This window comes from Streptomyces sp. RLA131 (assembly GCF_056270125.1).
In genome coordinates this window covers 3,121,712-3,147,286 of sequence record NZ_JBWDOQ010000002.1, presented here as the reverse complement: position 1 = coordinate 3,147,286, position 25,575 = coordinate 3,121,712, and the positions used below count along the sequence as shown (strand labels likewise).

Sequence of the window (25,575 nt, the reverse complement as noted above, 5' to 3'; positions counted from 1 at the left end):
ATCCCGGCCGGGACGGTGCGGTACCCGCCGAGGGAGCCGAACGGCGGCGGACCGGTACCCTGGGGGGCGTGGCAGTCGTGGATGTATCCGAAGAGCTGAAGTCCCTCTCATCGACCATGGGGTCGATCGAGGCCGTCCTGGACCTCGACAAACTGAGGGCCGACATCGCCGTGCTCGAGGAGCAGGCCGCGGTCCCGTCCCTGTGGGACGACCCGGAGGCGGCGCAGAAGATCACCAGCAAGCTCTCGCACCTCCAGGCGGAGGTGCGCAAGACCGAGGCCCTGCGTTCCCGGATCGACGACCTCGAAGTCCTCTTCGAGCTCGCCGAGGGCGAGGACGACCCGGACACCCTGGCCGAGGCCGAGGCCGAGCTGGAGTCGGTGAAGAAGGCGCTGGACGAGATGGAGGTCCGCACCCTCCTGTCCGGCGAGTACGACGCCCGTGAGGCCCTGGTCAACATCCGTGCCGAGGCGGGCGGTGTGGACGCCGCGGACTTCGCCGAGCAGCTGCAGCGCATGTACCTGCGCTGGGCCGAGCGTCACAACTACTCCACCGAGGTCTACGAGACCTCCTACGCCGAAGAGGCCGGCATCAAGTCGACCACCTTCGTGATCAAGGCGCCCTACGCCTACGGCACCCTCTCCGTCGAGCAGGGCACCCACCGCCTGGTGCGCATCTCGCCCTTCGACAACCAGGGCCGCCGCCAGACCTCCTTCGCGGGCGTCGAGGTGCTCCCCGTCGTCGAGTCCAGCGACCACGTCGACATCGACGAGACCGAGCTGCGCATCGACGTCTACCGCGCCTCCGGCCCCGGCGGCCAGGGCGTCAACACCACCGACTCCGCGGTCCGCATCACCCACCTGCCCACTGGCATCGTGGTCTCCTGCCAGAACGAGCGCTCCCAGATCCAGAACAAGGCCAGCGCCATGAACGTCCTGCAGGCCAAGCTCCTTGAGCGCCGCCGCCAGGAGGAGCAGGCACTGATGGACTCCCTCAAGGGCGACGGCGGCAACTCCTGGGGCAACCAGATGCGTTCCTACGTCCTGCACCCGTACCAGATGGTCAAGGACCTGCGCACCGATCACGAGGTCGGCAACCCCCAGGGCGTCCTGGACGGCGACATCGACGGTTTCCTGGAAGCGGGCATTCGCTGGCGCAAGCAGCAGGAACAGGCCGCACGGGACTGAACCGGCCCATATCGCCATCGGCAACTGCCGCCCATTGGGCGGCAGTTGCCGTTTTAGGTCACAGCCCCATAAGTAAGTGGGCGGCATAGCGCGCCAATTCAGGCATTACGTGTGCAATGACCTTGACTCGGCTGTGAAAAATGGGAAGGGTGGGCCCCGGCATGCGTATGACTGGGGCGTGAGCGAACGGGGGCGAGCGGACCGTCAAAGGTCCGGGTACTCGCACGCCCCGTGATGGATGCTCCCCTGTGCACGCTGCTCCGTATGACTAATCAGCTACTGGGGGTAGTTGCCAGATGAGCAAGAAGAACACCCGGCTGCGTGTGGCGCGAATAGCCGCCGCCGCCGTGATCGCGGCAGGGGCCTCGCTGACGGCCGCAGGTGCCGCGCAGGCTGTGGGTATCAATGTCGGACTCGGTGGCGTCAGTGCCTCCGTCGACGTGGACGGCGACTCGGACGGTACGACGACGGGCGTCACCGCGGGCACGACCGAGGGTACGACCGGTGACACGTCCACCACGGGTGACACGTCCACCACGGGTGACACCAGCACGACCGGTGACACCAGCACCACGGGCGACACGTCCACCACGGGCGACACCAGCACCACCGGTGACACGTCCACCACGGGTGACACCAGCACGACCGGTGACACCAGCACCACGGGCGACACGTCCACCACGGGCGACACCAGCACCACCGGTGACACGTCCACCACGGGTGACACCAGCACGACCGGTGACACCAGCACCACGGGCGGTGACGACTCCACCAGCGGTGGTGGCGACTCCACCTCCGGTTCGTCGACCAGTGGTTCCTCGTCCTCCGGCACGTCCGGCTCGTCGAGCTCCTCCGGTTCCACCACCGGCGGTTCCTCGTCCTCCGGCACGTCCGGCTCGTCGAGCTCCTCCGGTTCCACCACCGGCGGCGACGACAGCGGCACCTGCACCCTCGACGGGGACAGTGTGAGCTGCGCGGACAACACCGGCACCGACAACGTCGGCTCCAACGAGGTCGTCACCCAGGGTGACACCAAGGAGGAGCTCGCCGAGACCGGTGCGGGCGAGACCCTGTTCCTGCTGGTCGGCGCCGCCACCATGATCGCCGGCGGTGTCGGCTTCCGTCTCATGCCGCGCATGGTCGGCGGCCGGGGCAACATCGCCGCCTGACCGCGACAGCGGTACGGCTCGCGGCAGCGGTAGTACGTACACGGAGGGCCCGGGGCGCTTGCAAGCGCTTCCGGGCCCTCCGTGTACGTACGGGGGCTTCGGTGTTCCGTCGGTCGCCGGGTTGTCGGGCCGGTCAGACCGCAGCGGCCTCGTGGACGGCCCAGACCACGGCCAGTAGCGCCACGAGCAGGGCTATCAGCGTCGCCGGCGTCAGGGACGCGAACGGATTGTCCTGGTGGAGGCGGGCGCGCTCGGCGCGGCACACCGCGCAGCGACCCTCGCTGACGGGGCCGGCGCAGTTGGCGCACACCAGATGATCGCAGGTCATGCGGCTCCTCCTTCGTCCGTCCAACGCGTCAGGGACCTTGGAGGTTCCTTCGGGTCCGCCTTCCACTGTGCCAGGTTCCGGGTCGTTCGGCGCGGCCCACGGGAATCCACCCGACTCCGCACGGTGACAGATGAGGCCAATGCCTGTTTCGTCCCCCTGTGGCCGGTGAATAAACCGGCCAACCCCGGACGCGGACTGCGCGTGACAACGCCGTTCGCGTAAGGTCGCCTCCGTTCCCCTGTAACCGGAGTGCGAACGTGATCCGATTCGACAACGTCACCAAGACCTACCCCAAGCAGAACCGTCCTGCACTTCGGGACGTTTCGCTGGAGATCGAGAAGGGTGAGTTCGTCTTCCTGGTGGGCTCCTCGGGCTCCGGGAAGTCGACCTTCCTGCGGCTGATCCTGCGCGAGGAGCGCACGGACACCGGCGCCGTCCATGTGCTCGGCAAGGACCTGGCCCGGCTGTCCAACTGGAAGGTGCCCCAGATGCGCCGCCAACTGGGCACCGTGTTCCAGGACTTCCGTCTGCTGCCCAACAAGACCGTCGCCGAGAACGTGGCGTTCGCGCTGGAAGTCATCGGCAAGCCGCGCGGCACGATCCGCAAGACGGTCCCCGAGGTGCTCGACCTGGTCGGCCTCGGCGGCAAGGAGGACCGGATGCCGGGCGAGCTGTCCGGCGGTGAGCAGCAGCGTGTCGCGATCGCCCGGGCCTTCGTCAACCGCCCGATGCTGCTGATCGCGGACGAGCCGACCGGAAACCTCGACCCGCAGACCTCGGTCGGCATCATGCGGCTCCTGGACCGGATCAACCGCACCGGCACCACCGTGGTGATGGCCACCCACGACCAGAACATCGTCGACCAGATGCGCAAGCGCGTCATCGAGCTGGAGAAGGGCCGACTGGTGCGCGACCAGTCGCGCGGCGTCTACGGCTACCAGCACTGACCGACCAGTAAAGGGACATCATGCGCGCCCAGTTCGTGCTCTCGGAGATCCGCGTCGGTCTCCGGCGCAACCTCACCATGACCTTCGCGGTGATCATCTCCGTGGCCCTTTCGCTCGCCCTGGCCGGCAGCGCGCTGCTCGCCAACAAGCAGGTGGGCTCGATGAAGGGCTACTGGTACGACAAGGTCCAGGTATCGATCTTCCTCTGCAACAAGAACGACGCGAAGAGCGACCCCAACTGCACCAAGGGCGCCGTCACGGAGGAGCAGAAGAAGCAGATCAAGGTGGACCTGAAGAAGCTCGCCGTGGTCGATACGGTCTTCTACGAGTCGTCCGAGGACGCGTACAAGCACTACAAGGAGCAGTTCAAGGACTCCCCGCTGGTCGACTCGCTCACCCCGGACCAGATGCAGGAGTCCTACCGGGTCAAGCTGAAGGACCCGACGAAGTTCGAGGTCGTCGCGAGCGCCTTCAACGGCCGTGACGGCGTCCAGGAGGTCCAGGACCAGCGCAAGCTGCTGAACAACCTGTTCAACCTGCTCAACGGCATGACGTACGTCGCCTGGGCGGTCGTGGTGTTCATGCTGCTGATCGCGCTGCTGCTGATCGTCAACACGGTCCGCATCTCGGCCTTCAGCCGCCGCCGTGAGACCGGCATCATGCGGCTGGTCGGCGCGTCCAGCTTCTATATCCAGATGCCGTTCATCATGGAGGCGGCCTTCGCGGGTGTGGTCGGCGCCGGGCTCGCCAGCGTCATGCTGCTGGTCGGCCGGTACTTCCTGATCGACCACGGCCTGGCCCTCTCGGAGAAGATCACCCTGATCGACTTCCTCGGCTGGGGCGACGTCATCGCGGTGCTGCCGCTGGTCTTCGTGGCGGGTGTCCTGATCCCGGCCTTCGCGGCGTTCATCGCGCTGCGCAAGTACCTCAAGGTCTGATTCCCGCCAAGAGCGAATTACGGCCAACTTCCCAACGTGCCGTATACCGACCGCTTCTGGCCTAGACTGCCCGTCGTGTTCGGACCGTGCCTGTCAGCCCGGCCCCGCGGCTTCCGCCGCGGGGCGGCCCTGACGTTGGTCTTCGGGGCGGTGCTGGCCACCGGGGCCGCGACCGGCTCCTTCGGTGAGACCACCCGCGTCGTCACGGCCCGGGCGGCCGGCACCGACGAGATCGCCAAGGCCATCGACAACGGCAAGGTCGGCCCGCAGGCGGCGCAGGCCCTGGTCAGCCGTAGTGGCGACCGCTGGTCGGCCTTCTACACCGCACAGGAGTACGAGGGCTTCCAGCAGTCCCTGGACGGCCGGTACGTGGGCGTCGGCCTGTGGGTGCGGCGCAAGGGCGACGGCCGGATAGTGATCGCCCGGGTACAGGACGACAGCCCCGCGGCCGGCGCCGGCATCCGGGCCGGCGACCGGATCCAGACCATCGACGGGGTCGAGGTCACCGGCCGCGCCGTGACCCAGGTCGTCGCCAGACTGCGCGGCAGCGGCAGGGCGGGCACCTCCGTACGGCTCGGTCTGCGGCGCGACGGCCGCTCCTGGGACGCGGCGCTGCACCGCGCCCTGCTGCCGGCCGAGACGGTCACCGTCCGCCGCCTCGCGCACGGCGTCACCTCCGTCAAGATCGACGCCTTCACCAAGGGCGTCGGAACCCGGGTGCGCGAGGCGATCCGCGACAGCGGCAAGGCCGGCACGCCGGCGCCCACCGGCTTACTCCTGGATTTGCGCGGCAACTCCGGCGGCCTGGTCACCGAGGCCGTCTCCGTCGCCTCCGACTTCCTGGACGGCGGCCTGGTGGCCACGTACGACGTCCACGGCAAGCAGCGCTCCCTGTACGCGGACACCGGCGGCGACACCAGGATCCCGCTGGTGGTACTGGTCGACGGTGGCACCATGAGCGCCGCCGAACTGCTCAGCGGCGCCCTCCAGGACCGGGGCCGCGCGGTCGTCATCGGCGCCCGGACCTTCGGCAAGGGTTCGGTCCAGATGCCCAGCCGGCTGTCCGACGGATCGGTCGCCGAGCTCACCGTCGGCCACTACCGGCTCCCCGGCGGGCGCAGCGTGGACGGGGTGGGTGTCGAGCCCGACGTGGAGGTCGGGCCGGACGCGGACGCCCCGGCGAAGGCCCGTGAAGTATTGGGTGGCCTGGGCACCCCTCCGTAGTGCGAGAATGACCACGCTATGGCTAAAGAGACGGGTCGCAAGCTGATCGCGCAGAACAAGAAGGCGCGACACGATTACCACATCCTCGACACCTACGAGGCGGGCCTCGTGCTGACCGGCACCGAGGTCAAGTCGCTGCGCCAGGGACGTGCCTCCCTGGTGGACGGCTTCGCGCAGCTCGACGGCGGCGAGGCCTGGCTGCACAACGTGCACATCCCCGAGTACACCCAGGGGACCTGGACCAACCACTCCGCGCGCCGCAGGCGCAAGATGCTGCTGCACCGCGAGGAGATCGACAAGCTCGTCCAGAAGACACAGGAGAGCGGGCACACCATCGTGCCGCTGGCCCTGTACTTCAAGGACGGGCGGGCGAAGGTCGAGATCGCCCTCGCCCGGGGCAAGAAGGAGTACGACAAGCGGCAGACCCTGCGCGAGAAGCAGGACCGCCGTGAGACCGACCGCGCGATCTCCGCGGTGAAGCGGCGCGAGCGCGGGCACTGAGGAATGCGTTGGCACCTGAACGGGTTGCCAACGTATGATGGACCCAGCAGCCACCCGCGAGGGTGGTGGCACCTTGAAAAAACAACATGGGGATGATCGGTTTCGACTGGGGATGTCGAGGCAGAGGAAGCGAGCCGAGGAAGCGGCAATGATCTCGTTAACCATATGTCGCAAAAAAATAATCGCCAATTCCAACAGCGATAACTCCGCTTTCGCCCTCGCTGCCTAATTAGCAGCTAAGGCAAAGCTCTAAGGAGCGTCAGCCCGGGAGTGTTCCCGGCCCGGATCCTGGCGTCAACTAGGGAACTAAACCACTGAGCCCGGTCACGGGGCACGGTGGGAAACCAAACAGTGACTGGGCCCGTCGGCGGCTTGTCCGCGTGACTGCCGGGGCCGAGAAAAGCACAGCGGACTGCGCTCGGAGAAGCTCTGGTTCTGCACCACAGGACGCGGGTTCGATTCCCGCCATCTCCACTCATCCCATGTGCGAAGAGGGGCCCCGCCGGTGACGGCGGGGCCCCTCTTCGTTTTTCAGGGCGTCTCAGGCTCAGTGCCAGCCGCCGTCGTAGTGGCGGTGCATGGTGACCTCGGGGGTGAAGTCGGCGTGCGCCACGGCGTCCTTGAGGACGGCGTTGACCTCGGCGGCGAGCTGGTCGGCCTGGGCCTTGAGGTCGGCCGCGGAGTCCTTGGAGCGGGACAGGGCGTCCAGCCGGCGGTGGATGTCGGTGAGTTGGTGCTGCGCGCTGTCGTTCAGGGTGAACGGACGCGGGGTGCTGACCACGAACTGGTAGGCCCCGGCGAGGGTCTGGCAGCCGTCACAGTGCTTGTTGACGGCGTCGCTGAGGTTGACCGCGTTCAGATGGGTCCGGGCGCCCGCCAGGGTGACGATCTGGAAGGACAGCGCGACCGAGCGGCAGGGGGCGTCGACCGAGCAGCCGGCGGAGACCGCGTTGGCCTGGTTGCGCACCCCGGCGGCCTGCACCGAGCCGAACTGGTGGACGGTGAAGGAGTCCCGGAACTGCGTGTGGTGGCGGCGGTTGGCGTGCGAGTCGGCGTGGTCGCTGGCGACGGCCACCCCGTGGTGGCCCTGCGCGACGGGGGCCGCCTGCGCGGGGGCGGCGGTCGCCGCGGCGGCGATGCCGGCGGTGAGCAGGCCGAACTGGATGGCCTTACGGGACAGCGGGTTCCGGCCGGTCCGTGGTTTGCGGTGGCTCATGCGTGGTTCTCCTGTGCGGTCGGATGTCAGGTGTCGCTTCTTGTCGTCAGGTGGCCGCCGGGCCGGGCCCGGCGTCGCTGGCGGTCCCGGAGGGCGCCGCGGTCTCCGTGTCCGGCGGGGGAGTCGCCGAGCCGGAGGTGGTGGGGCCGACCGGCTCGGACGGTGCCGCGCTGCTGGGCTCGGCCGAGGCCGTGGACTGCGGCGTCGGCTCGTCCGGCGCGGCCGCGGAGGCGCTGCGCCGGGGCGTCCGGCCGGCGTCGGGGCTGCCGGAGGCCGAGGCGGACGCGGAGCCCGAGGCGCCGTCGGAGGGGCTGAGCCCGGGGACGGGGGTGCCGTCCGCGCCGGGCCCGGTGCCCGGCACCGAGGCCGGGGAGGCGGACGCCGAGGGCCGTACGGCGTCGGCGTCCCTGGCCGGGTCCGGGGCGGCGGAGACCCCGGGCTGCAGGATCGGCGCGATCGGTGGCTTCGGCGGCAGCGGCTTGGGGGTCACCCCGCTGACCCAGGCGTAGCTCAGGCCGCTCAGCGCGGCGAACGCCAGGACGCACACAACGGCCCGCAGTCGCGGCTTGCCGTGGGTGGACCGTACGGTGGTCCGGATCAGCCGGCCGCCGAGCCGGATGGTCAGGTAGACCATGCCGGCCAGCGGGAAGACCAGCATGGTGCTGCCGACGGTGCCGGCCAGGCCGGCGGCGATCTGTCCGTCGGCGAAGGCGGCCCAGGTGCCGGTGAGCTGCTCGGTCAGGGACCGGGCGCCGGTGCTGATGATCCGTGGCAGGTTCCACAGGGCGTAGCCCAGTTCGGCCAGCAGCAGGGGGACCATCGTCACCACCCAGACGGTGACGATGACCCGGGCCGAGCGCTTGAGGTCGGCGACCTCGGGCGGCATGGCGCGGCGCGGGATCATGCTGAGCAGGATCGGTTTGATCTTGCCGTAGAGGTCCGGCACCCCGGCCAGGTCGCCGAGGATGTAGTAGCCGTCGAGCCGGACGGCGGGCATCAGCTGTTCGAGGATCTCGAAGTGGGCGAGATAGACGGCGGCGAGGAAGAACTCCTGGCCGGTGGCGAAGTAGCAGCCGGCCATCCCGAGCATGAAGACGACGTTGAAGTAGACGCCACCGAGGTCGGTGCGCAGCCGGCCGCCGCGGCCGATCCGGTAGACATCGGTGACGTCGGTGTACATGGACGGCCAGATCAGGAACAGCCCGCAGCCGATGCACCCCGGATGGGCGCCGCCGTATCTGCAGGCCGAGGCGTGGCCGAACTCGTGGAAGACCAGTGACGCCACGGTCAGTCCGAAGACGACCAGGAGCAGCACCGGCTGGTCGAGCACCTGGAGCACCGGGTCCATGGCGCCGAAGACGCCGAACAGCCAGACGTCGAGCGCGACCGCCGACAGCAGCACGGCGGCCACCACCAGCGGCCGGTGCAGCCAGGCCAGCGAACCCGCGATGCGGGCCACCCGGCGCTCGTCGAAGAGCACCCGGTGGCCCTTGAGCGCCAGCAGCAGGTCCGAGCGCGGGGCGTCGACCTCGTCGTCCTCCTGCCCGAACGGCACCGTCACACCGAGCGGCTGGAGCTTGTTCTCGACGAGGTAGGTGATGTTCTCGGCACTGACCTCGCGGCCGTAGCGGGCGCTGACCCGGTAGGAGATGGTCTCGGCGTCCCGGATCCCGTCGATGGCGTCCGCGACGAGGTGCAGCAGCCGGGTGAGCTGCACGACCTGCCCGTCCCCCCGGCGGGCGATGTACTTGGGCTCGTTGAAGCCCGACCCCTGGTACTCGCCGTGCAGCCGCAGCCCGGCGCTGAGCCGGGGGACGACGGCCCCGGGTTCAGCGCCGAGCCGTTGGGTCGGCTTCTCCGTCGGGTCCTGGCAGGCCACGGCGAAGCCGCCCGGACCGGGTACCGGCAGCGTGCCGGTGTCGTACGCGAGCGTCTGGGCCGGATGTCCCTGGTGCTCGTCGCCGCCCTGCGCGCGGTGGCGGCGGTGAGCACCTGGACTGCGTTCGCGCTCGTCGTTGCCGAGCACCGTCATCTGCTCTCTCCCCCCGGATTACGGGTCGTGCGGGTGCTGCGGGTACGGCGATGGTGCGGGCCGCAGGGCCGCGCCCTCCCCTGGCGCGGCCCTGCCGGCGGTCACTACTGGGTGACGGTGATGGCCTGGTTGGCCTGCGACTCCGCCACGGAGTACGACGAGTGGTCGTTCAGCGCGGCCGACTCGTTGTGGGCGTGCACGTTCGCGATGTGCTTGGTGACGTTGACGCTCTTGGCGAAGGAGAACTTCAGCCGGCCCAGGGCCTCGCGGCCGGGGAGCAGTTCGGCGGCCTCGGCGTCGAGCTCGCGGGGGTCCATGCTCATGATGGGTCTGCCTTTCGGGTGAGGTGCTGTCAGTGCGGCACCGCGGGTGCCGTGGATGCTTCGGGTACTTCGGGTGGTGGCGCGGGCGCCGCCGTGAACTACTGGCTGACGCCGATGGCCTGGTTGGCCTGGGACGCCGCCGCGGAGGCGAACGAGTGGTCGTTCAGCGCGGCCGACTCGTTGTGGGCGTGCACGGTGGCGATGTGCTTGGAGACGTTGACGCTCTTGCCGAAGCTGAACTTCAGACGGCCCAGGGCCTCGCGGCCGGGCAGCAGTTCGGCGGACTCGGCGTCGAGCTCACGCGGGTCGAGCATGGCAATTCCCCCTCAGGGATGGGCGTTTCCGGTCGGACGAAGTCAGGTTCCCCCCGAACTCTGTCCAACTTGGTCGGACGTTCTGTCCAACGAGATTGGACAGTAGTAGCCGTCGGACACCTCGCGCAAGGGGGTTCCGTAGAATCGGTCCCACTCGGACGGGTTCCGCCCGGCCGCGAGCGGGAAGCGACCATCAGTGGCCAACGCACTGCAGCAGATCATGAGAGAGCGGCTGGACCGGCAGGGCTGGTCCTACGGGGAAGTGGCGCGCCGCGGCGGCATCCCGCGCTCCACCGTCCATCACCTGGCCACCAGTGAACGCCTGGTGCGGATGCCCCAGCCGACCACCCTGGAAGGCCTGGCCAAGGGGCTGGAACTGCCGCTGGACGCCGTGCGCCGGGCCGCCGCCGAGGCCTGCGGCATCCATGTCTACGCCGACGCCGGCGAGTCCGCGTCATCCCCCGCCGACCCCGAGGTGGACCTGCTCATCGCCAGTGTCCAACGGCTGTCGTCCGACGACCGGCGCCATGTCGCCGCGCTCGTGGAGTCCTTGCTGGACCGCACCCCCAAAGCGGACTGAAGGTACTTCGGACGCGCCGTCGCGCACTTCGGTTCCCGGAACGGGCGAATACCCGTAAAGAATCCGGAACCTCCGGAACGGCCCGGGATCCCCGGCTATCGTCTCATTCCGCCCGAGGCGCGTGAGCCGCACGACCCCTCCGGTGCGAGGGGGAATGAGTGCTGTTCGTACACGGTGGAACCACCACAGCGGTCGTCCGGGGCCGTACCGGCGAATCCGTCGTCCTGCTCTCCGGGGAACTGCCCGAGGTACTCACCGACGACAGCATCAGCGCGCTGCTCGACCTCGCCGCCGCCGTACTGGACGGCGAGGAGATGGAGCTCTTCCGCCGCTGTCTGACCGACCTGTGCCGGGGCGAGGGCCCGGCCCCCCGGCGGATCGAGGTGGACGGCGCCGTCCTCACCGTCTACGAGGACTGAGAGCCGCGCCGTCCACGCGCACCGGGCGCCGCGGTGGCCGGGGCTAGGGCCAGGACGGCCGCCACCACCGGTATCGCGTAGCCGTACCCCGTGCCGGGACCGAGGCGCTGGGCCACCACGCCGCCCAGGGCCGCCCCGGCGGCGATGCCGGCCAGGATGCCGGTGACGGCCAGCGTCATGCCCTCGTTCAGCCGGGCGGCCGGCACCCGTTCCTGGACCAGGGCCACGCCGTTGACCATGGTCGGCGCGGTCGCCAGGCCCGCCGCGAACAGGGCCGCGGACAGCACCGCGACACTCCCGGACGCCGCGGCCGGCAGCGGCAGTGTCATCAGCGCGGCCATCGCCCCCACCCCGGTGACGAACCGGCCGCCGGCCGTCCCGCCGGGCCGGGCCAGCCCGTAGGCCAGGCCCGCCACGCACGACCCGGCGGCCTCCAGACCCAGGGCCACGCCGGCCGCCGGGGCATGCCCGTGCGCGTCGGTGAAGGCGATCGTGGTGACCTCCAGGGCCCCGAACACGACACCGGTGCACGCGAAGGCGGCGACCACGGCGGCCAGCCCCGGCATGCCCGGCGCCGCGCCGGACCGGCGCGGCGCCACCGGTGGCTCGGTGCGCCGCTGCGCCGTGAAGAGCAGCACCCCGGCGAGCAGCAGCACCGCCGTGACCAGCGTGCCGGCCTCCGGGAACAGGGCCGCGCAGAGCAGGGCCGCGAGCACCGGGCCGGCCATGAAGCAGACCTCGTCGGCGACCTGCTCGAAGGAGTTCGCCACATGGAGCCGGCCCGGATCGTCCCGGTACAGGTGCGCCCAGCGGGCGCGGGCCATGCCACCGGTGTTGGGGGTCGCCGCCGTGCCCGCGTACGCGGCGAACAGCGTCCACGCCGGTGCCTGGCAGCGGACCAGCAGTACCAGCAGCAGCGCCGCCGCCACCGACACCGCAGTCGCGGGTACCGCCACCCGGGCCTGTCCGTGCCGGTCGACGAGCCGGGCCACCAGCGGGGCCCCGACCGCCCCGGCCGCCAGGCCGGTCGCGGAGACGGCACCGGCGAGCGCGTACGAGCCGCGGGCCGAGGAGATCATCACGATCAGGCTCACCCCCGCCATCGCCGACGGCAGCCTCGCCAGCACCCCGCCCGCCGTGAACGCGACGCTGCCCGGGGCCTCGAAGATACGGCGGTACGGGTTCCTGGGACGGCCGGAAGGGACCCGGAAACGGGTGCGGCCGCGGGTGTTGGTCACGGGTCCCACGATCGGGTGGGCGGCCGGCCGCGGTCCAACACCTGACGGGCGCCGATTGACGCACCTGTGTTGTCGGTTCGGGGGCAGCTCAGGGCCGGCCGGTGCCGGGCCGTGCCGGGCCGTGCCGGGCCGGTGCCGGGGCCGTGCCGGGGCCGCCCGTGGAGCGCGGTGGCGGGCTGCTGTTCAATGACCGGGTGCCCCCGACCTCCACCGACCCCCGTCTGCTCCGTGCCTTCGTCGCCGTCGCCGAGGAGCTGCACTTCACCCGGGCGGCGGCCCGGCTCTATGTGGCGCAGCAGGCCCTCAGCCGTGATGTACGCCGTCTGGAAAGGGAGTTGGGTACCGAACTGCTGCTCCGCAGCACCCGCAGGGTGGAGTTGACGGCCGACGGGGAGCGGCTGCTGCCGTACGCCCGCCGGGTGCTGGCCGCCCATGACGAGCTGGGCGCGGCGTTCACCGCCTCCGGACGGCCACTGCTGGTCGACATCGGCGCCCCGGTCGGCACCGCCCACCAGGTGCTGGCGGCCGCCCGGGAGGCCGCGCCGGCGATCGAGATGACGGCCCGTTTCCACAGCGGCCTGACCGGTGCCGCGGCCGACATCCTCGCCGGGCGGCTCGATGTGTCCTTCGGCCGGGTCGCCGGTCTCTCCCCGGCCGTCCTGGCCGCCCTGGAGCACCGGCCCGTACGGTACGAGCGGATGGCCGTACTGCTGCCGCAGGACCACCGGCTCGCCCCGCTCGCCGCGGTACCGCTGGACGCGCTGGCCGGTGAGGCGCTGTACGCGGCGGCCGGCAACCCCGCCACCGCCGAGTGGACCGACCTGGCCGAGCGGCTCTTCGCGGGGCGCGGGATCGAGGTCGCCGCCCCGTTCCCGGAGATCGACGGCCCGGACGAGTTCATCCGCCTGGTCACCAAGCACCGCTGGCCGGTTCTCGCCAGTACCGAGTTCATCGAACTGCCCGACGGCGGCTTCGTACTGCGCCCGCTCACCGACCCCGTCCCCCTGTCGCCGGTCTCCATCGTCTGGCGCCGGGGCCTGCGGCACGACGGCCTCACGGCGCTGCGACGTGCCGCCTCCCGGCTCTCGGCCGACCGCCACTGGCTGGCCCGGCCGCCGGGCGCGTGGCTGCCCGAGCCGGACGCGCGGCTCACAGCGGGCCCCGGCCCGGGGTGAGAGCAAGGTTGCGTACCGGTCACCTCGTGCCATCGGGGCGAAACGCACTGTTCCTACTGTCGTGAGCGACGACCCCGACATCTGTCAGCAGGGCTCAGTAGGGCCAGGTACCTGGAGGCGAGGCGTGATGACTGCCGCTAGCACGACCACCGCACGCAAGGGGGGCCGCTGGATCGAGCAGTGGGACCCGGAGGACACCGAGTTCTGGGAGAACGGCGGACGCAGGACCGCCAACCGCAATCTGCTCTTCTCCGTTCTCTCCGAGCACATCGGCTTCTCGGTCTGGAGCCTGTGGTCGGTCATGGTCCTGTTCATGGGCCCGGAGTACGGCGTCGACCCGGCCGGCAAGTTCTTCCTGGTGGCCACGGCGACCGCGGTCGGCGCCCTCGTCCGCGTCCCGTACACCTTCGCGGTGGCCCGCTTCGGCGGCCGCAACTGGACGGTCTTCAGCGCGCTGATGCTGCTGCTGCCGACGATCGCCGCCGCCCTGGTGATGAAGCCCGGCACGTCCTACGGCACCTTCATGCTGGTCGCCGCGCTGACCGGGGTCGGCGGCGGCAACTTCGCCTCCTCCATGACCAACATCAACTCCTTCTTCCCGCTGCGCAGGAAGGGCTGGGCGCTCGGCCTCAACGCGGGCGGCGGCAACATCGGTGTGCCCGTGGTCCAGCTGGTCGGACTGCTGATCATCGGCACGGCCGGCGCCACCCACCCCCGGATCCTGCTCGGTGTGTACATCCCGCTGGTCGTCGTCGCCGCGACCCTGTCCGCGCTCTTCATGGACAACCTCGCCCCCGTGCGCAACGACACCGGTGCCGCGAAGGAGGCCGTCAGGGACCCCCACACCTGGATCATGTCCTTCCTCTACATCGGCACCTTCGGCTCCTTCATCGGCTACAGCTTCGCCTTCGGGCTGGTCCTGCAGAACCAGTTCGCCCGCACCCCGCTGCAGGCGGCCTCCATCACCTTCATCGGCCCGCTCCTGGGTTCCCTCATCCGCCCGGTCGGCGGCCGGCTGGCCGACCGCTTCGGCGGCGCGAGGATCACCCTGTGGAACTTCCTCGCCATGGCGGTCGCCACCGGCGTCATCGTGATCGCCTCCAGCCAGAAGTCGCTGCCGCTGTTCACGGCGGCCTTCATCGCCCTGTTCGTCCTCACCGGGCTCGGCAACGGCTCGACGTACAAGATGATCCCCGGCATCTACGCCGCCAAGGCGCTCGCCAAGGGCCTGGAGGGCGAGGAGGCGGCCTCCTACGGGCGGCGGCTGTCCGGCGCCTCCATGGGACTGATCGGCGCGGTCGGCGCACTCGGCGGGGTCGGCATCAACTTCGCCTTCCGGCAGTCCTTCATGACGCAGGGCAGCGGCACCCCCGCCTTCGTCTCCTTCCTGGCCTTCTACGCGGTGTGCTTCGCCCTGACCTGGTCCGTATACCTGCGCGGCCGGTCCGCGGCGCCGGCCCCGGCCGCGCAGGCCGAGCCGAAGCCGCAGCTGAGCTACGCGGAGGTGTAGCCGCCCCCGGTCGCGTAACAAGGGTGAAATCCGGGCGAACCGCGTACGTCACGCGGGGTTGACAACATGCGGCAAAACCGGCGCGGAGAGGAGCCCTGGGACGGCTCCTCTCCGCGAATGCACGTGTACCTCCACCGGAACGAGGCAGAGCCATGCAGGCGCAAGCGCAGACACCTGAGCAGCGAACCGTGCTGCCGCTGGCCGGATTCACGGTCGGGGTGACGGCCGCCCGGCGGGCCGACGAGCTGGCCGCGCTGCTGGAACGGCGCGGTGCGGCCGTGCTGCGCGCGCCCGCCCTGCGCATCGTGCCGCTGCCCGACGACACCGAACTGCTCGACGCGACCAAGCAGTTGATCGACCTGCGGCCCGACGTGGTGATCGCCACCACCGCGATCGGCTTCCGCGGCTGGATCGAGGCGGCCGACGGCTGGGGTCTGGGCGAAGCCCTGCTGGAGCGGCTGCGGGGCGTCGAACTGCTCGCCCGGGGGCCCAAGGTGCGCGGCGCCATCCGCGCCGCCGGCCTGACGGACGCCTGGTCACCGGCGTCCGAGTCGATGGCCGAGGTCCTGGAGCGGCTCCTCGACGAGGGGGTCGAGGGCCGCCGGGTGGCGATCCAGCTGCACGGCGAGCCGCTGCCCGGCTTCATCGAGGCGCTGCGCGAGTCGGGTGCCGAGGTCGTCGGCGTCCCGGTCTACCGCTGGATGCCGCCCGAGGACATCGCGCCCGTCGACCGCATGCTCGACGCCATCGTGGCCCGCGCGCTGGACGCCGTCAGCTTCACCAGCGCCCCCGCCGCCGCGTCCCTGCTGGACCGGGCCGAGCGGCGGGGCATGCGGGCCGAGGTCCTCGACGCGCTGCGGCACGACGTCCTGCCCGCCTGCGTCGGTCCGGTCACCGCCCTGCCGCTGGAGGCCCACGACGTGCCCACCTTCCAGCCCGAACGCTTCCGGCTCGGCCCGCTGGTCCAGCTCCTCGCCGCCGAGCTGCCCGGCCGGGTGCGCCCGCTGCCCGTCGCCGGGCACCGCGTCGAGATCCGCGGCCACGCCGTGCTCGTCGACGGCGAGCTGCGCGCCGTCCCGCCCGCCGGGATGGCCCTGCTCCGGGCCCTGGCCCGCCGCCCCGGCTGGGTCGTCCCCCGCGCCGACCTGCTCCGCGTGCTGCCCGGCGCCGGGCGCGACGAACACGCCGTCGAGACCGCGATGGCCCGGCTGCGCAGCGCCCTGGGCGCCCCCAAGCTCATCCACACCGTCGTCAAGCGCGGCTACCGGCTGGCCCTGGACCCCTCGGCCGCCGACGCCAAGTACGCGCCTCCCGCGTAGCCCCGGGCCGCACTGTTGAGGGCGGGCCCGGCCGCAGGGCACCCTGGAACCGTGGGCCGGCGGGTTCACCAGGCGCGGTGAAGAGGTGACAGGGGCATGGCAATGTCGGGATCGGCGGCCGACCTCCGGTACGACACCGGGCGGATCAGCCTGGACCTGGTCGCGACGGTGTCCGCGCCCGACGGGCCCGAGGCGCCGGTCGCGGACCGGCTCGGCAGTCCCGGCCGGCTCGCCGAGTGGCTCAGCGGCAGCGGGCTCGTACCGCCCGGCACCCCGCCGGCGCCGGACCCGGCCTGGCTCACCGGCTTCCACGGGCTGCGGGCCGTCCTGGGGCGCCTGGTCGACGCCGAACTCGCCGCCCGTCCGGTGGCCCCCGCCGACCTCGACGCCCTCAACGCCACCGCGCTCGCACCCCCGCCCGCGCCCCGCGCGCACCGAGGCCCCGACGGCACGCTCACCCGGGCCCTGGCCGGCCCGCCCACCTGCGAAAGCCTGCTGGCGGTCGTCGCCCGCGACGCCGTCGACCTGCTCACCGACGCGAACGCCCGGACGCGGCTGCGCCACTGCGAGGGCGAGAACTGCTCCCTGGTCTACCTCGACACCTCCCGGGGGCGCCGACGCCGCTGGTGCAGCAGCGAGATCTGCGGCAACCGCGAACGCGTCGCCCGGCACCGCCGCCGGACCCTGGCACAGACCTGACGCGGGGCCGGGCGCGGGTTTGGCGCGGGCCGGACGCGGGTTTGACGCGGGCCGGGCGCGGGTTTGGCGCGGGTTTGGCGCGGGCCTGACGGGGGCCGGACGCGGGCCTGGCGGGGGGCGGCGAGGCGTGAGCCTGACGGTCGGCTGGGCGGAACCCCTCCGACTCGCGTACGGTTGCAGGCTGCCCCGCGCCGCGCGCGGAGCGTACGAGCACCAGGAAGAAGGGGGTCTCGCGTTGGCAGCGCAGACCACAGCACCCGGTGGGGTGGGGGCTGGCGTCCGGGACCAGGAGATCGCGGTCGAGCAGACGCATCTGGACCGCGTCTACGACCGGTTGGAGGAGAAGATCCACGAGGCGGAGTTCCTCGTGAGCGACGCCGCCAAGCGGGGGCAGGTCGGCACGCCCGGCGCGCTCGCCGAGCGTGACGCGCAGGTGTTCCAGGCCGGGATACACCTCAACCGGCTCAACGCCGAGTTCGAGGACTTCCTCTTCGGCCGGATCGATCTGCTGCGTGGCATGGACGGCAAGAAGGGCCCGGACGGGGCGTACATCTCCGTCGAGCCCGCCGAGGACGCCATCGGCGGCGACAACCGCGCCGCGATCGCCGAGACGCTGCACATCGGCCGCATCGGGGTCCTGGACGCCGACTACGCGCCGCTGGTCATCGACTGGCGGGCGCCGGCCGCCGCGCCCTTCTACCGTTCCACCCCGGTCGCGCCGGGGCGGGTGGTACGCCGCCGGGTCATCCGCTCCCGGGGCCGCAGGGTGCTGGGCGTCGAGGACGATCTGCTGCGTCCGGAGCTGGTCACCGGCCTGCCGGTGGTCGGCGACGGAGCGCTGATGGCGGCGCTCGGACAGGCCCGAAGCCACACCATGCGGGATATTGTATCCAGTATCCAGGCGGAGCAGGATCTGGTCATCCGCGCTCCCGCGGCCTCCGTGACCGAGGTCACCGGCGGCCCCGGCACCGGCAAGACCGCCGTCGCGCTGCACCGCGCCGCGTATCTGCTCTACCAGGACCGCCGCCGCTACGCCGGCGGCATCCTCGTCGTCAGCCCCACCCCGCTGCTCGTCGCCTACACCGAGGGCGTGCTGCCGTCCCTCGGCGAGGAGGGCCAGGTCGCCATCCGCGCCGTCGGCTCCCTCGTCGACGGCGCCGAGGCCGACACCTACGACGACCCGGCCGTCGCCCGCATCAAGGGCTCCCTGCGCATGCTCAAGGTGCTCCGCAACGCCGCCCGTGGCGTCCTGGACGGCCCCGCCGCCCCCGACCGGCTGCGCGTGGTGGCCTACGGGCGGCGCCTGGAGCTCGACGAGCAGGAGCTGTCGGCCATCCGGCACGCCGTGCTCGGCGGCACCGCCCCCGTCAACCTGCTGCGGCCGCGCGCCCGGCGGCTGCTGCTGGACGCGCTGTGGCGCAAGACCGGCCGCAGCCTGCCCGACGACCAGCAGCTGGCCGCCGAGGAGCGCCAGGGCTTCGACGAGGACGTCGCCACCGAGGACGCCTTCACCGGCTTCCTGGCGGACTGGTGGCCGGTCCTCACCCCGCGCGGTGTGCTGGCCGCGCTGGCCGACGAGAAGCGGCTCGGCCGCTGGGCCCGGCGGGTCCTCACCCCGCCCGAGGTCCGGCGGGTCGCCCGCTCGCTGCGCCGGGTCGACGCGGAGACCGGCAAGGGGCCGCTGTCGGTCCACGACGTCGCCGTGCTCGACGAACTGGAGGCGCTGCTCGGCCCGCCCCCGAAGGTGCGGGCCCGGGACGCCGATCCGCTCGACCAGCTCACCGGCCTGGAGGAGGTCACCACCTTCGCCGACCGGATGGCCTCGGGCCGCCGGTCGCGTCAGGACCGGCTCGACGCGGAGCGCACGGAGTACGCCCACGTCATCGTCGACGAGGCGCAGGACCTCACGCCGATGCAGTGGCGGATGGTCGGCCGCCGCGGCCGGACCGCCACCTGGACCATCGTCGGCGACCCCGCGCAGTCCTCCTGGACCGACCCCGACGAGGCAGCAGCCGCCCGTGACGAGGCGCTGGGCGCGCGGGCCCGCCGCCGCTTCACCCTCACCGTCAACTACCGCAACCCCGCCGAGATCGCCGACCTCGCGGCGAAGGTGCTGGCCCTGGCCATGCCGGGGATGGAGTCGCCCAGCGCGGTCCGTTCCACCGGGGTCGTGCCGCGCTTCGCCGCGGCGGACCGGGGCGACCTCGGCAGGGCGGTCCGGGCCGAGGCCGAACGGATGCTGGCCGAGGTCGACGGCACCGTCGGCGTCGTGGTGGCGATGGGCCGCCGCGCCGAGGCCCGGCGCTGGCTCGCCGGACTCGGTGACCGGGTCGTCGCCCTGGGCAGCCTTGAGGCGAAGGGGCTGGAGTACGACGCCACCGTGGTCGTGTCCCCGGCCGAGATCGCCGACGAGTCGCCCGCCGGTCTGCGTGTGCTGTACGTGGCCCTCACCCGCGCCACGCAACGGCTCACCGTCCTGTCCGGCGACCGCGACCGGCCCGACCCCGAAGGGGTTCCCGACCTCTTGCGGGCATGACGGGCGGCGCACTCGCCGACGAATCCCGGGAACGTTTGTTAGCCTGGGTGAGGCACCGGCTCGATCCAAGCCCCCGGGCCCAACCTTAGGCGCTTCGAGCGCCCACTTGCCGCGAGGCGAGCATGGCGGGCCGGTGTCACAGCGTCCGACGGGGCGCCCTTCTCACGAAGGGCGCCCCGTCGTCGTTCGTCCCCATGGCGTCCCCGCGGGGACGCCGCGGGGACGCCATGGGGGACGCCGCGATGAACGTTAAGTACGCAAAGCGGCCCGGGTTACCCGTACTCACCGGTAGGTGGGAGCATCGGGGACGCGACAGCAGCTACAGCGGAGGAAGACCGGAATGGCAACGGCGCCCAGCGTCTCGTACTCGATCACCGTACGGCTGGAGGTGCCCGCGAGCGGATCCGCGGTCAGCCAGCTCACCCACGCCGTGGAGTCCTCCGGCGGGGCGGTGCACGGCCTCGACGTGACCGCCTCGGGCCACGAGAAGCTCCGTATCGACGTGACCATCGCGGCCAGCAGCACCGAGCACGCGGCCGAGATCGTCGAGAAGCTGCGCGGCATCGAGGACGTCGTCGTCGACAAGGTCTCGGACCGTACGTTCCTGATGCACCTCGGCGGCAAGATCGAGATGGCGTCGAAGCACCCGATCCGCAACCGTGACGACCTCTCCATGATCTACACGCCGGGTGTGGCCCGTGTGTGCATGGCGATCGCCAACAACCCCGAGGACGCCCGCCGCCTCACCATCAAGCGCAACAGCGTCGCGGTGGTCACCGACGGCTCCGCCGTGCTCGGCCTGGGCAACATCGGCCCGCAGGCCGCGCTGCCCGTCATGGAGGGCAAGGCGGCGCTCTTCAAGCGCTTCGCCGGCATCGACGCGTGGCCGATCTGCCTGGACACCCAGGACACCGACAAAATCGTTGAGATCGTCCGTGCGATCGCCCCGGGCTTCGCGGGCATCAACCTGGAGGACATCTCCGCCCCCCGCTGCTTCGAGATCGAGGCACGGCTGCGCGAGGCCCTGGACATCCCGGTCTTCCACGACGACCAGCACGGCACCGCCATCGTCGTGCTCGCCGCGCTGACCAACGCGCTGCGCGTGGTCGGCAAGCAGGTCGGCGACGTACGGGTCGTCATGTCCGGCGCGGGCGCGGCCGGTACGGCCATCCTGAAGCTGCTGATCGCCGCCGGAGTCAAGCACGCGGTGGTCGCCGACATCCACGGCGTCGTGCACAGCGAGCGCAAGGACCTGGTCGACGCCGACCCGGAGTCGCCGCTGTGCTGGATCGCCGACAACACCAACCCCGAGGGCATGACGGGCACCCTCAAGGAGGCCGTGCGCGGCGCGGACGTCTTCATCGGCGTCTCCGCCCCGAACGTCCTCAACGGTGAGGACGTGGCCGCGATGGCCGACGGCGCGATCGTCTTCGCCCTCGCCAACCCCGACCCCGAGGTCGAGCCCGGCATCGCCCGCGAGACGGCCGCGGTGGTCGCCACCGGCCGCTCCGACTTCCCGAACCAGATCAACAACGTGCTGGTCTTCCCCGGCGTATTCCGGGGCCTGCTCGACGCTCAGAGCCGCACCGTCAACACCGAGATGATGCTGGCCGCCGCGCGCGCCCTGGCGGGTGTCGTGGGCGAGGACGAACTCAACCCGAACTACATCATTCCCAGCGTCTTCAACGACAAGGTGGCCGGCGCGGTGGCCGGCGCGGTACGGGACGCGGCCAAGGCTCAGGCTTCCACGGTCGCGGGATGATCATTGGTGACAACGCAGCGTCATAGTGCCGAGCGTCACCCGCTTTTTGTGTGACTCACCTGGGCGCGGATTGGCTTTTCCCCCAGAAATGGGGGCAGGATGCGTTCCTGTGGCGGTGAGGGCCGCACCGCAAGAAGCGCGAGAAGCGTCTTCAACGCGTCTTCCCCGGCAGTGAACGCCGGGGTTTCCATGCAAGGAGATTCAGATGAACCGCAGTGAGCTGGTTGCTGCTCTGTCCGAGCGCGCCGAGGTGACCCGCAAGGACGCCGACGCCGTTCTCGGCGCCTTCGCCGAGATCGTCGGCGAGATCGTCTCCAAGGGCGACGAGAAGGTCACCATCCCCGGTTTCCTGACCTTCGAGCGCACCCACCGTGCCGCTCGCACCGCCCGGAACCCGCAGACCGGTGACCCGATCCAGATCCCGGCCGGCTACAGCGTCAAGGTCTCCGCGGGCTCGAAGCTCAAGGAAGCCGCCAAGGGCAAGTAAGCGGCAGCATCCACAAGGGCGGCCACCCCGGACCGGGGTGGCCGCCCTTGGTGCTGAGCCCGTCCGCCCGCCGGTCGGGGCGGGCGCGGGGATCAGGTGTGTACGGGGGAGGGGAGCTCCACCTTCGCGCCGAGCTCCGCGAGCTTGCTCATGAAGTTCTCGTAGCCGCGGTTGATCAGGTCGATGCCGTGCACCCGGGACGTGCCCTGGGCGGCCAGCGCCGCGATCAGGTAGGAGAAGCCGCCCCGCAGGTCCGGGATGACCAGGTCGGAGCCCTGGAGCTTCGTCGGGCCGCTGACGACCGCCGAGTGGAGGAAGTTGCGCTGGCCGAAGCGGCAGGGGGTGCCCCCGAGGCACTCCCTGTAGAGCTGGATGTGGGCGCCCATCTGGTTCAGGGCGGAGGTGAAGCCCAGCCGGGACTCGTAGACCGTCTCGTGGATGATGGACAGCCCCGAGGCCTGCGTCAGGGCGACGACGAGCGGCTGCTGCCAGTCGGTCTGGAAACCGGGGTGTACGTCGGTCTCCAGCGCGATGGCGTTCAGCGGGCCGCCGGGGTGCCAGAAGCGGATGCCGTGGTCGTCGACCTCGAAGGCGCCGCCGACCTTGCGGAAGACATTGAGGAAGGTCATCATCTCGCGCTGGCTGGCGCCGCGTACGTAGACGTTGCCCTCGGTCGCCAGCGCGGCGCAGGCCCAGGAGGCGGCTTCGAGGCGGTCCGGGAGGGCGCGGTGGTTGTAGCCGCCGAGCTTGTCGACGCCGGTGATGAGGATCGTGCGGTCCAGGCCCATGGTGATGATCGCGCCCATCTTCTGCAGTACGCAGATGAGGTCCTCGATCTCGGGCTCGACGGCGGCGTTGCGCAGCTCGGTGACGCCCTCGGCCAGCACGGCCGTCAGCAGCACCTGCTCGGTCGCGCCGACCGACGGGTAGGGCAGCTCGATCTTGCAGCCGCGCAGCCGCTGCGGGGCCTCCAGGTACTGGCCCTCGGGCCGCTTCTCGATGACGGCGCCGAAGCGCCGCAGCACGTCGAAGTGGAAGTCGATGGGCCGGCCGCCGATGTCGCAGCCGCCCAGGCCCGGGATGAAGGCGTGGCCGAGGCGGTGCAGCAGCGGGCCGCAGAAGAGGATCGGGATCCGCGACGAGCCCGCGTGCGCGTCGATGTCGGCGACGTTGGCACTCTCGACCTTCGACGGGTCGAGCACCAGCTCGCCGGACTCCTCGCCCGCCTGCACGGTCACCCCGTGCAGCTGCAGCAGGCCCCGTACGACGCGCACGTCGCGGATGTCGGGGACGTTGCGCAGGCGGCTCGGTCCGCTGCCGAGCAGCGCGGCCACCATGGCCTTGGGCACGAGGTTCTTCGCGCCGCGGACGCGGATCTCGCCCTCCAGCGGGGTGCCGCCGTGGACAAGCAGTACGTCGTCTGAGCCGGTCATTGCTCTCGTTCCTGGAGAGGGGCAGTGGAGCTGTGAAGCCAAGATGCAAGGGTAATGGCCACGGGAGCGCCTGAGAGAGCCCTGTGAGGCACTGCTCATGTCATATCTTCGCTACAGCACGGTCCGCGCACGCGTGACAGCGGAGGGTGGCCGGTATTGACCGCCGCCCGGCACCCCGGACCGTTTGCCCCGGGTATTGCCCATACGCGAAGGCCCCGGATGCGGGATCATGTTGACCATGACCGAGGTGTCCTCGCTCACCGGGCGTCTTCTCGTGGCGACGCCCGCGCTCGCGGACCCGAATTTCGACCGGGCGGTGGTGCTCCTTCTCGACCACGACGAGGAGGGGACGCTCGGTGTTGTCCTCAACCGCCCCACGCCGGTCGGCGTCGGCGACGTACTGGAGTCCTGGGCCACCCTGGCGGGTGCGCCGCCGGTGGTCTTCCAGGGCGGCCCGGTGTCGCTGGACTCCGCCCTGGCCCTGGCGGTCGTCCCCGGCGAGGCCCGCTCCCGCGACCGTGACGCCGGCGATCCGCTGGGCTGGCGGCGGGTGCACGGCGCCATCGGCCTGGTCGACCTGGAGGCACCGCCCGAACTGCTCGCCTCCGAGCTGGGATCTTTGCGGATCTTCGCCGGTTACGCCGGCTGGGGCCCCGGCCAGCTGGAGGACGAGCTGGTCGAGGGCGCCTGGTACGTGGTGGAGTCCGAGCCCGGTGATGTGTCGGCCCCGGATCCCGAGCAGCTGTGGCGCTCCGTGCTGCGCCGGCAACGCAGCGAACTGGCGATGGTGGCTACGTATCCCGACGATCCGTCTCTGAATTAGGCTTGTCCGTCATGAGCACTCTTGAGCCCGAGCGCGGGGCGGGCACCGGCACCCTCGTCGAGCCGACCCCGCAGGTGTCGAACGGCGATGGCGACCACGAGCGCTTCGCGCACTATGTCCAGAAGGACAAGATCATGGAGAGCGCGCTCTCCGGATCCCCGGTCGTCGCGCTGTGCGGCAAGGTCTGGGTGCCGGGCCGCGATCCCAAGAAGTACCCGGTCTGTCCGATGTGCAAGGAGATCTTCGAGTCGATGCCGGCCGGTGGTGGCGGCGACAAGGACAAGAGTGGCAAGAAGTAGCCGGAACGGTCTTTCGTGGTGCCCGACAGTTACGACTATCTGGTGCGCGCCAAGGCCCTCGCGGACGAGCGGCGCCCCACCGAGGCCCGTGAGGCCGTCGGCTGGGCCCTGGCGCACGCCGGGTCCGACGACACCGAGGTCCTGATCCTGGCCGGGATCGTCCTGCTGGTGCTCGGTGACGCGCACGCCGCGCTCTCCGTCGCGCTGAGGGCCGCCGAGGCGGAGCCCGACGGCTGGGAACCGCAGGCCCTGGCCGCGGACGCGTACGGCATGCTGGAACGCACCCCCGACGCCGTCGCCGCAGCCCGCCGCGCGGTCGCGCTGGCGCCCGGTGAGGCGGAGGCGCAGGTGGCGCTCTGGCGTGCCCTGGCCGGTTCTGGGCGCCGCGGCCGCCGGGCGGAGCTGGACGCGGTGGCCCGCCGGGCGGTGGAACTGGGGGCGGACCCGGCGCGGTTCAGGAAGCCGTTCCTGTGGCTGAAAGTGATACCCCCGCTGGCTTCGGCCGCGCTGGTCTGCCTTTTCGACGACTGGAGCCTGGCCGCCGTCCTGGCCGTGGGCGCGGTGCTGGCCACCGGCCTCTGGGTCGCCCAGGCCCGCCGCTCGGGCACCAGCGCCTCCGGCCGGGTGCTGTCCATGCGCTCCCTGGCCCGGGCCGAGATCGCGGCCGACCCCTCCAGGGCCGGTGTGGCGGCGAACCACTGCACGGCCTTGCTGCCGCTGCTCCCGTTCGTCACGACCGGTCTGGCCGCCGCCGACGGTGCCGACGGCGACCCCTGGTCCACCTGGTCGGTCGGCTTCGCCGCGGGTGGCGCCGTTGTGGTGCTGCTCGCCGGTGCCCGTGCCGTGAGCTGGTGGTACGGCGAGGCGTTCCTCCGCGGTGACCTGCTGCCCAGCCGGGTCGCCGCGCTGCAACTGGGCGCGGTGGCCGCTCTGGTGGGCGGCGCGCTGGCGCTGTCGCTGGCCGGGACGGTCCGGACCGGCTGGTGGCTGGCCCTGTTCCTCGCGCATGTGGGCTGGTTCTTCGCCGGATCGGCCGTCGCCGTGGACCTGGACGTACGGGACCGCCGCCGGCGGATACCCGGCTGAGGCGAGTGGTCTGGACCAATCGTGGTCCGC

Annotated in this window: 25 protein-coding genes and 1 other RNA gene; 19 read left to right on the top strand and 7 right to left on the bottom strand. The window is 71.4% G+C overall.

The genetic code is table 11. The features are described from left to right. The first annotated feature begins 68 nt into the window (after positions 1–68). Together prfB and RWE79_RS15260 are read left to right on the top strand one after the other, a co-directional pair. Positions 69–1,187, top strand: a complete 1,119-nt coding sequence (prfB, locus tag RWE79_RS15265; RefSeq protein ID WP_475940617.1) for a peptide chain release factor 2 — start codon at positions 69–71, stop codon at positions 1,185–1,187. A 296-nt stretch (positions 1,188–1,483) separates the two neighbouring features. Then, entirely contained in the window at positions 1,484–2,356 is an 873-nt protein-coding gene (locus RWE79_RS15260) for a hypothetical protein (protein WP_475940616.1), read from the top strand. A gap of 133 nt (positions 2,357–2,489) precedes the next feature. Here the strand turns inward: RWE79_RS15260 and RWE79_RS15255 are convergent, their stop codons facing one another. Further along, positions 2,490–2,684 (bottom strand): hypothetical protein, encoded by a 195-nt coding sequence (locus RWE79_RS15255; protein ID WP_127360233.1) that lies wholly within the window; start codon positions 2,682–2,684, stop codon positions 2,490–2,492. A gap of 257 nt (positions 2,685–2,941) precedes the next feature. Between RWE79_RS15255 and ftsE the strand changes: the two genes are divergently transcribed. The 5 genes from ftsE (at position 2,942) to ssrA (ending at position 6,771) form a co-directional block, all read left to right on the top strand. Continuing rightward, positions 2,942–3,631 (top strand): cell division ATP-binding protein FtsE, encoded by a 690-nt coding sequence (ftsE, locus tag RWE79_RS15250; protein WP_475940615.1) that lies wholly within the window; start codon positions 2,942–2,944, stop codon positions 3,629–3,631. A gap of 20 nt (positions 3,632–3,651) precedes the next feature. Continuing rightward, complete coding sequence (gene ftsX, locus RWE79_RS15245) at positions 3,652–4,569, top strand: permease-like cell division protein FtsX (RefSeq protein ID WP_475940614.1); 918 nt, start codon at positions 3,652–3,654, stop codon at positions 4,567–4,569. 75 nt (positions 4,570–4,644) lie between these two features. Then, entirely contained in the window at positions 4,645–5,793 is a 1,149-nt protein-coding gene (locus RWE79_RS15240; RefSeq protein ID WP_475940613.1) for a S41 family peptidase, read from the top strand. An 18-nt stretch (positions 5,794–5,811) separates the two neighbouring features. Further along, the gene (gene smpB / locus RWE79_RS15235; RefSeq protein WP_475940612.1) at positions 5,812–6,294 is read left to right on the top strand and encodes an SsrA-binding protein SmpB; all 483 of its coding nucleotides are present in this window, start codon (positions 5,812–5,814) and stop codon (positions 6,292–6,294) included. Positions 6,295–6,382: 88 nt separating this feature from the next. Then, positions 6,383–6,771, top strand: a transfer-messenger RNA (tmRNA) gene (ssrA, locus tag RWE79_RS15230). Between the two features lie 70 nt (positions 6,772–6,841). Here the strand turns inward: ssrA and RWE79_RS15225 are convergent. The 4 genes from RWE79_RS15225 to RWE79_RS15210 form a co-directional block, all read right to left on the bottom strand. Beyond that, a complete protein-coding gene (locus RWE79_RS15225) occupies positions 6,842–7,510 on the bottom strand; it encodes a hypothetical protein (RefSeq protein ID WP_475940611.1) in 669 nt (222 codons plus the stop codon). A gap of 46 nt (positions 7,511–7,556) precedes the next feature. Next, positions 7,557–9,542 carry a zinc metalloprotease gene (locus RWE79_RS15220; protein ID WP_475940610.1) on the bottom strand — a complete coding sequence of 662 codons (1,986 nt, stop codon included), beginning with the start codon at positions 9,540–9,542 and terminating at the stop codon, positions 7,557–7,559. A gap of 104 nt (positions 9,543–9,646) precedes the next feature. Further along, positions 9,647–9,865, bottom strand: coding sequence for a hypothetical protein (locus RWE79_RS15215; RefSeq protein WP_475940609.1), 219 nt, complete (start codon positions 9,863–9,865; stop codon positions 9,647–9,649). A gap of 98 nt (positions 9,866–9,963) precedes the next feature. Beyond that, on the bottom strand, positions 9,964–10,179 hold the full coding sequence (locus RWE79_RS15210; RefSeq protein ID WP_475940608.1) for a hypothetical protein: 216 nt from the start codon (positions 10,177–10,179) through the stop codon (positions 9,964–9,966). A 196-nt stretch (positions 10,180–10,375) separates the two neighbouring features. On the opposite strand from RWE79_RS15210, the gene RWE79_RS15205 reads away from it, so the two are divergent. Continuing rightward, a complete protein-coding gene (locus RWE79_RS15205; RefSeq protein ID WP_475940607.1) occupies positions 10,376–10,759 on the top strand; it encodes a helix-turn-helix domain-containing protein in 384 nt (127 codons plus the stop codon). Positions 10,760–10,917: 158 nt separating this feature from the next. Then, positions 10,918–11,178, top strand: coding sequence for a hypothetical protein (locus tag RWE79_RS15200; RefSeq protein ID WP_475940606.1), 261 nt, complete (start codon positions 10,918–10,920; stop codon positions 11,176–11,178). On the opposite strand, the gene RWE79_RS15195 is transcribed toward RWE79_RS15200, so the two are convergent. Further along, positions 11,166–12,416 (bottom strand): MFS transporter, encoded by a 1,251-nt coding sequence (locus tag RWE79_RS15195; RefSeq protein ID WP_475940605.1) that lies wholly within the window; start codon positions 12,414–12,416, stop codon positions 11,166–11,168. The two genes, RWE79_RS15200 and RWE79_RS15195, sit on opposite strands and share 13 nt — an antisense overlap. A 143-nt stretch (positions 12,417–12,559) precedes the next feature. On the opposite strand from RWE79_RS15195, the gene RWE79_RS15190 reads away from it, so the two are divergent. The 7 genes from RWE79_RS15190 (at position 12,560) to RWE79_RS15160 (ending at position 21,904) form a co-directional block, all read left to right on the top strand. After that, a complete protein-coding gene (locus RWE79_RS15190; protein WP_475940604.1) occupies positions 12,560–13,591 on the top strand; it encodes a LysR family transcriptional regulator in 1,032 nt (343 codons plus the stop codon). A gap of 127 nt (positions 13,592–13,718) precedes the next feature. Continuing rightward, positions 13,719–15,101, top strand: a complete 1,383-nt coding sequence (locus tag RWE79_RS15185) for a nitrate/nitrite transporter (protein WP_475940603.1) — start codon at positions 13,719–13,721, stop codon at positions 15,099–15,101. 152 nt (positions 15,102–15,253) lie between these two features. Beyond that, entirely contained in the window at positions 15,254–16,420 is a 1,167-nt protein-coding gene (locus RWE79_RS15180; protein WP_475940602.1) for a uroporphyrinogen-III synthase, read from the top strand. 96 nt (positions 16,421–16,516) lie between these two features. Then, positions 16,517–17,119, top strand: coding sequence for a CGNR zinc finger domain-containing protein (locus RWE79_RS15175; RefSeq protein ID WP_475940601.1), 603 nt, complete (start codon positions 16,517–16,519; stop codon positions 17,117–17,119). Positions 17,120–17,354: 235 nt separating this feature from the next. Next, positions 17,355–19,655 (top strand): HelD family protein, encoded by a 2,301-nt coding sequence (locus tag RWE79_RS15170; protein WP_475940600.1) that lies wholly within the window; start codon positions 17,355–17,357, stop codon positions 19,653–19,655. Between the two features lie 340 nt (positions 19,656–19,995). After that, a complete protein-coding gene (locus RWE79_RS15165; RefSeq protein ID WP_475940599.1) occupies positions 19,996–21,417 on the top strand; it encodes an NAD-dependent malic enzyme in 1,422 nt (473 codons plus the stop codon). Positions 21,418–21,622: 205 nt separating this feature from the next. Then, the gene (locus RWE79_RS15160; protein ID WP_127360223.1) at positions 21,623–21,904 is read left to right on the top strand and encodes an HU family DNA-binding protein; all 282 of its coding nucleotides are present in this window, start codon (positions 21,623–21,625) and stop codon (positions 21,902–21,904) included. Between the two features lie 92 nt (positions 21,905–21,996). On the opposite strand, the gene murA is transcribed toward RWE79_RS15160, so the two are convergent. Beyond that, positions 21,997–23,337 (bottom strand): UDP-N-acetylglucosamine 1-carboxyvinyltransferase, encoded by a 1,341-nt coding sequence (murA, locus tag RWE79_RS15155; protein WP_475940598.1) that lies wholly within the window; start codon positions 23,335–23,337, stop codon positions 21,997–21,999. A 238-nt stretch (positions 23,338–23,575) separates the two neighbouring features. On the opposite strand from murA, the gene RWE79_RS15150 reads away from it, so the two are divergent. From RWE79_RS15150 to RWE79_RS15140, 3 genes are read left to right on the top strand one after another with little or no spacing between them, the layout of a single operon-like run. Then, a complete protein-coding gene (locus tag RWE79_RS15150) occupies positions 23,576–24,160 on the top strand; it encodes a YqgE/AlgH family protein (protein ID WP_475940597.1) in 585 nt (194 codons plus the stop codon). An 11-nt stretch (positions 24,161–24,171) separates the two neighbouring features. Beyond that, positions 24,172–24,459, top strand: coding sequence for a DUF3039 domain-containing protein (locus RWE79_RS15145; protein ID WP_360906149.1), 288 nt, complete (start codon positions 24,172–24,174; stop codon positions 24,457–24,459). Positions 24,460–24,474: 15 nt separating this feature from the next. Continuing rightward, a complete protein-coding gene (locus RWE79_RS15140; RefSeq protein ID WP_475940596.1) occupies positions 24,475–25,545 on the top strand; it encodes a hypothetical protein in 1,071 nt (356 codons plus the stop codon). Positions 25,546–25,575 lie beyond the last annotated feature (30 nt).

What these genes read in the sequence shown, in the direction of transcription:
- RWE79_RS15260 (WP_475940616.1), top strand. Translation starts at nt 1,484, where the DNA reads ATGAGCAAGAAGAACACCCGGCTGCGTGTGGCGCGAATAGCCGCCGCC.
- RWE79_RS15255 (WP_127360233.1), bottom strand. Translation starts at nt 2,684, where the DNA reads ATGACCTGCGATCATCTGGTGTGCGCCAACTGCGCCGGCCCCGTCAGC.
- ftsX (WP_475940614.1), top strand. Translation starts at nt 3,652, where the DNA reads ATGCGCGCCCAGTTCGTGCTCTCGGAGATCCGCGTCGGTCTCCGGCGC.
- smpB (WP_475940612.1), top strand. Translation starts at nt 5,812, where the DNA reads ATGGCTAAAGAGACGGGTCGCAAGCTGATCGCGCAGAACAAGAAGGCG.
- RWE79_RS15225 (WP_475940611.1), bottom strand. Translation starts at nt 7,510, where the DNA reads ATGAGCCACCGCAAACCACGGACCGGCCGGAACCCGCTGTCCCGTAAG.
- RWE79_RS15220 (WP_475940610.1), bottom strand. Translation starts at nt 9,542, where the DNA reads ATGACGGTGCTCGGCAACGACGAGCGCGAACGCAGTCCAGGTGCTCAC.
- RWE79_RS15215 (WP_475940609.1), bottom strand. Translation starts at nt 9,865, where the DNA reads ATGAGCATGGACCCCCGCGAGCTCGACGCCGAGGCCGCCGAACTGCTC.
- RWE79_RS15210 (WP_475940608.1), bottom strand. Translation starts at nt 10,179, where the DNA reads ATGCTCGACCCGCGTGAGCTCGACGCCGAGTCCGCCGAACTGCTGCCC.
- RWE79_RS15185 (WP_475940603.1), top strand. Translation starts at nt 13,719, where the DNA reads ATGACTGCCGCTAGCACGACCACCGCACGCAAGGGGGGCCGCTGGATC.
- RWE79_RS15180 (WP_475940602.1), top strand. Translation starts at nt 15,254, where the DNA reads ATGCAGGCGCAAGCGCAGACACCTGAGCAGCGAACCGTGCTGCCGCTG.
- RWE79_RS15175 (WP_475940601.1), top strand. Translation starts at nt 16,517, where the DNA reads ATGGCAATGTCGGGATCGGCGGCCGACCTCCGGTACGACACCGGGCGG.
- RWE79_RS15165 (WP_475940599.1), top strand. Translation starts at nt 19,996, where the DNA reads ATGGCAACGGCGCCCAGCGTCTCGTACTCGATCACCGTACGGCTGGAG.
- RWE79_RS15160 (WP_127360223.1), top strand. Translation starts at nt 21,623, where the DNA reads ATGAACCGCAGTGAGCTGGTTGCTGCTCTGTCCGAGCGCGCCGAGGTG.
- murA (WP_475940598.1), bottom strand. Translation starts at nt 23,337, where the DNA reads ATGACCGGCTCAGACGACGTACTGCTTGTCCACGGCGGCACCCCGCTG.
- RWE79_RS15150 (WP_475940597.1), top strand. Translation starts at nt 23,576, where the DNA reads ATGACCGAGGTGTCCTCGCTCACCGGGCGTCTTCTCGTGGCGACGCCC.
- RWE79_RS15145 (WP_360906149.1), top strand. Translation starts at nt 24,172, where the DNA reads ATGAGCACTCTTGAGCCCGAGCGCGGGGCGGGCACCGGCACCCTCGTC.